The organism is Pseudomonas sp. PB106 (assembly GCF_009764645.1).
Lineage (GTDB): Bacteria > Pseudomonadota > Gammaproteobacteria > Pseudomonadales > Pseudomonadaceae > Aquipseudomonas.
The window spans coordinates 1-4597 of the sequence record NZ_RWIM01000058.1; the positions used below are offsets into that span (position 1 = coordinate 1).

Here is a 4597-nt window from a genome sequence, read left to right on the forward strand (position 1 = left end):
CAGCTCCTACATGGGAATGCGGTTCCTGTAGGAGCTGCCGAAGGCTGCGATCTTTGCTTGATCGTTCCCACGCTCTGCGTGGGAATGCAGCCCGGGACGCTCTGCGTCCCTTTCCAGAGCTGGAACGCGGAGCGTCCCTTTAAGCATTCCCACGCGGAGCGTGGGAACGATCGGCCCGCATCGCTGCGGGCCTTTCTGTTTTCAGCGGTGGAGCGGGGCGGTTTAGCCCGCCACCAACACCCGAATCGCTTCCAGACGCAACGCCGCTTTATCCAGCATCGCCAGACCCTGCTCACGCTGCTGACGCAGCGCATCCAGTTCGCTGTCACGCACGGTCGGGTTGACCGCTTGCAACGCGGTCAGGCGCGCCAGTTCTTCGTCGGTGTCGGCCGCCAGACGGCGACGGGCCTCGGCCACGCGCTCGGCGTGACGCGGGGCGATCTTGTCCTCACCGGCGTTGATCCGTGGCGTCAGCTGATCGCGCTGGGCCTGGATGAACTTGTTGGCGCTGGCGCGTGGCACGCTTTCCAGCTGGTCGTTCAGGGTTTCGAACGACACGCGAGGCGACAGGTCGTTGCCATTGGCATCCAGCAAGCAGCGCAGCGCAGCCGGCGGCAGGTAACGGCCCAGTTGCAGCGCGCGCGGCGCGACCACTTCGCTGACATAGAGCAATTCCAGCAGCACGGTGCCCGGCTTCAATGCCTTGTTCTTGATCAGCGCGACGGCGGTGTTGCCCATCGAACCGGACAGCACCAAATCCATGCCGCCCTGCACCATCGGGTGTTCCCAAGTGATGAACTGCATGTCTTCGCGCGACAGCGCCTGATTGCGGTCGTAGGTGATGGTCACGCCTTCGTCGTCGCCCAGCGGGAAGCTGGCGTCGAGCATTTTCTCGCTCGGCTTGAGGATCAGGGCGTTTTCCGAATGGTCTTCGCTGTCGATGCCGAACGCGTCGAACAGGGTTTCCATGTAGATCGGCAGGGCGAACTGATCGTCTTGCTCAAGGATATCCTCGACCAGTGCTTCACCTTCGCCAGCGCCGCCGGAGTTGAGCTCCAGCAGACGGTCACGACCGGTGTGCAGCTCGGCTTCCAGACGCTCACGCTCCTTGCGCGCTTCGTCGATCAACGCTTGCCACTCGCTGTCGTCGGCTTCTTCGAGCAGCGGCAGCAGGCGCGGGCCGAACTGGTGCTGCAAGGCGTTACCGGTCGGGCAGGTGTTGAGGAACGCGTTCAGCGCTTCGTGGTACCACTGGAACAGGCGCTCTTGCGGGCTGGTTTCCAGGTACGGCACGTGCAGTTCGATGATGTGTTTCTGGCCGATCCGGTCGAGACGACCGATACGCTGCTCAAGCAGATCCGGGTGCGATGGCAGATCGAACAGCACCAGGTGGTGAGCGAACTGGAAGTTGCGACCTTCACTGCCGATTTCCGAGCAGATCAGCACTTGCGCGCCGAACTCTTCATCGGCGAAGTAAGCGGCGGCGCGGTCACGCTCAAGGATGTTCATGCCTTCGTGGAACACCGTGGCCGGGATGCCGGAGCGCACGCGTAGCGCGTCTTCCAGATCCATCGCGGTTTCGGCGTGGGCGCAGATCACCAGCACTTTGGTGCGTTTGAGCATTTTCAGCTGATCGATCAGCCACTCGACGCGCGGATCGAATTTCCACCAGCGCTCTTCTTCGCTGGCGTCCGGCTGGGCCTGGAAGCTGACTTCCGGGTACAGCTCGGCGTGTTCGCCCAGCGGCAGTTCGAGGTATTCGTCCGGGCACGGCAGCGGGTACGGGTGCAGTTTGCGCTCCGGGAAACCCTGCACGGCGGCGCGGGTATTGCGGAACAGCACGCGGCCGGTGCCGTGGCGATCAAGCAGTTCACGCACGAGGCGGGCGCTGGCTTCGGTGTCGCCATCGTTGACCGCGGCCAGCAGGGCTTCACCTTCGTTGCCGAGGAAACCCTGAATGGTTTTGTGCGCTTTGGCCGAGAGACGGCCCTTGTCGAGCAGTTCCTGAACGGCCTCGGCCACCGGGCGATAGTTTTCGCTCTCGGCGCGGAAGGCGGCCAGGTCATGGAAACGGTTTGGGTCGAGCAGGCGCAGACGGGCGAAGTGGCTGTCCTGGCCGAGTTGTTCCGGCGTCGCGGTAAGCAGCAGCACGCCCGGAATGGTTTCCGCCAATTGCTCGACCAGCGTGTATTCAGGGCTGGCTTTTTCTTCGTGCCAGACCAAGTGGTGCGCTTCGTCGACCACCAGCAGATCCCAGCCGGCAGCGAACAGCGCGTCTTGCGCCTTCTCGTCGTCGACCAGCCATTCCAGGGCCACCAGTGCAAGCTGGGTGTCTTCGAACGGGTTGCTGGCATCGCTCTCGATGAAGCGTTCTTCGTCGAACAGCGCGACCTGCAGGTTGAAGCGGCGGCGCATCTCCACCAGCCACTGGTGCTGGAGGTTTTCCGGAACGAGGATCAGCACGCGGTTGGCGCGGCCCGAGAGCAGTTGGCGATGGATCACCAGACCGGCTTCGATGGTTTTACCCAGACCTACTTCGTCCGCCAGCAGAACGCGCGGGGCGATGCGGTCGGCGACTTCACGGGCGATGTGCAATTGGTGCGCGATCGGTTGCGCACGCACGCCCCCCAGGCCCCACAGCGAAGACTGCAACTGGCGGCTGGTGTGTTCGAGGGTGTTGTAACGCAGCGAAAACCACGGCAGCGGGTCGATCTGCCCGGCGAACAGGCGGTCGCTGGCCAGACGGAACTGAATGAAGTTCGACAGCTGGGTTTCCGGCAGAGTGACGGCTTCGTTCTGCTCGTTGAGACCGTGATAGACCATCAGGCCGTCGACATCGTCGACTTGCTGCACGGTCATCTTCCAGCCTTCGAAGTGGGTGATGCTGTCGCCCGGCGAGAACCGCACGCGGGTCAGGGGCGCATTCCGTAGCGCGTACTGGCGGGTTTCGCCAGTGGCCGGGTAAAGCACGGTCAACAAGCGGCCGTCCTGTGCCAGAACGGTGCCTAAACCAAGCTCTGCTTCGCTGTCACTGATCCAGCGTTGCCCCGGTTGATACTGCTGCGCCATGCTGCCTGACTCCCACCTTGAAAAAGCGGGCTATCTTAACGGAATGCGTCCCTGAGGCCAAAGGATTAGGAGCAGTTGCGAGCTTTTAGCTGCAAGCTGCAAGTCGAAGCAGGCGGCGGTCATGCGTCGGTTTTACGAGAGAACAGGGCACCGGTGAGTGTTAACCCGGTCACAAGTTTGCGACCGACGGCTCAAGGCGCCTTTGCCGCAGCCGATAGCCTGCTGACAGGAGACCCTTTATATGCTGCCACCGATGCTCCCCCTGAGCGCTGTGCCGATCACTTCCCAGCAGGATCCGATCCGCCAGCGGCCGGACATTCCTCCGGTGGTACCGGTGCAGGAAAGCTCCAACGAAAGCACGATCGATCTGCAAAAACGCGATCCGGAAGAGGATCGACTGTTGGCGCGTGAGGAACAGCGCCGTCAGCAGGAGCGTGATCGTCGCCGCCGCGAGGCCGATGAAGACCCGGAAGAACACCTCGCTGTGCCCGGCACCGAGCTTAACGCCGACAACACGGTGCCGGTGGTGCCGCTGATGGAAGATCAGCCGCGACAGGGTCTGTGGGTCGATATCGAGATCTGACTGCGGCGCTTACATGATTTGTTTGATAGCGTTTAACCAGGTGGCTGGTCAGCGTGGGGACGAGTCGGCATTATTGGGGCAGTCCTGCCGGTGATGTGGCAGTTGTGATTCTTTCAAGCGATGCACTGAACGCCATGAGCCAAGACGACAAACTGATCGACCTCAACACCGAGCGCGCCAAACGGGTGCATGACATCAAAGAAAAACGCCTGAACGAAGTACGCCAGGCTTTCGAGCAGGCGATGCCGTTGGGCAAGACCAAGAAAAAATCGAAGAACAAACCGAAAAAACGGTGATCTCCCCCTGCATCCGTTGATGCAGGTCAGTTATTTTCCCTCCTTTATTCCCCTCCGTTGCGGATATTGATCCTGGTCAATGTGTGCGCCTGTGTGTTTGGTAATTTAGTCCCATCGCAGCAAAGCAGGGCCAGGAGGCCAGTCATGTTTTTCGATAACGTGGTGTTTGCCGGGGTCCTGACTGTAGGGCTGATGGTTCTGTTTTTTGCAGGGTTTGGATTTTTTATCTGGAAGGATGCACATAAGCGTAAGAAGTGATTCTTCTGGATTGATGAGCACGCAAGGCATTTTGGGGCGACTTCGGTTGCCCCTTTTTTTTGTGCCTTGGCGGCCTTTGGGCCGACCAGGCTTTGGGTGTGCTTTGTGAATATCCGTTGTTGCGGTGACGGCTTATTACGGTTTCGCCCTTACGGCGACTCACTTTTTTTCAAACGCCAAAAAAAGTAAGCAAAAGACGCTTGCTCCTACGTCCGGCCCGCTCGCTGGGGCTCGGGGTTCCTTCGCTGCGGGATCGATCCGGGCGCAGCGCCTCCGGTTTGCTTCGCTGCACCTCCTCTCGCTGTGTTTGGCTGCGCCAAACGGTCGCTGCGCTCCCACCCCCGGATCAATCCCTCCACTCAGCCTTCCGACGTCGCCTTACAGATCAAAA

4 protein-coding genes are annotated in these 4597 nt (G+C 60.9%); 3 read left to right on the forward strand and 1 reads right to left on the reverse strand.

What is annotated here, in order from left to right:
• Positions 1 to 222: 222 nt before the first annotated feature.
• Entirely contained in the window at positions 223 to 3069 is a 2847-nt protein-coding gene (rapA, locus tag EJA71_RS07715) for an RNA polymerase-associated protein RapA (RefSeq protein ID WP_158955654.1), read from the reverse strand.
• A 241-nt stretch (positions 3070 to 3310) separates the two neighbouring features.
• Here rapA and EJA71_RS07720 point away from each other — a divergent pair, with 241 nt between their 5' ends.
• The 3 genes from EJA71_RS07720 to ccoM all read left to right on the forward strand — a co-directional run bounded on the left by EJA71_RS07720 (position 3311) and on the right by ccoM (position 4206).
• Entirely contained in the window at positions 3311 to 3652 is a 342-nt protein-coding gene (locus EJA71_RS07720) for a hypothetical protein (RefSeq protein WP_003222394.1), read from the forward strand.
• A 134-nt stretch (positions 3653 to 3786) separates the two neighbouring features.
• Positions 3787 to 3948 (forward strand): hypothetical protein, encoded by a 162-nt coding sequence (locus EJA71_RS27345; RefSeq protein ID WP_178113663.1) that lies wholly within the window; start codon positions 3787 to 3789, stop codon positions 3946 to 3948.
• A 144-nt stretch (positions 3949 to 4092) separates the two neighbouring features.
• Positions 4093 to 4206: a cytochrome c oxidase subunit CcoM gene (ccoM, locus tag EJA71_RS27670; RefSeq protein WP_041070550.1), complete on the forward strand. Its 114-nt coding sequence runs from the start codon at positions 4093 to 4095 to the stop codon at positions 4204 to 4206.
• Positions 4207 to 4597: the final 391 nt, after the last annotated feature.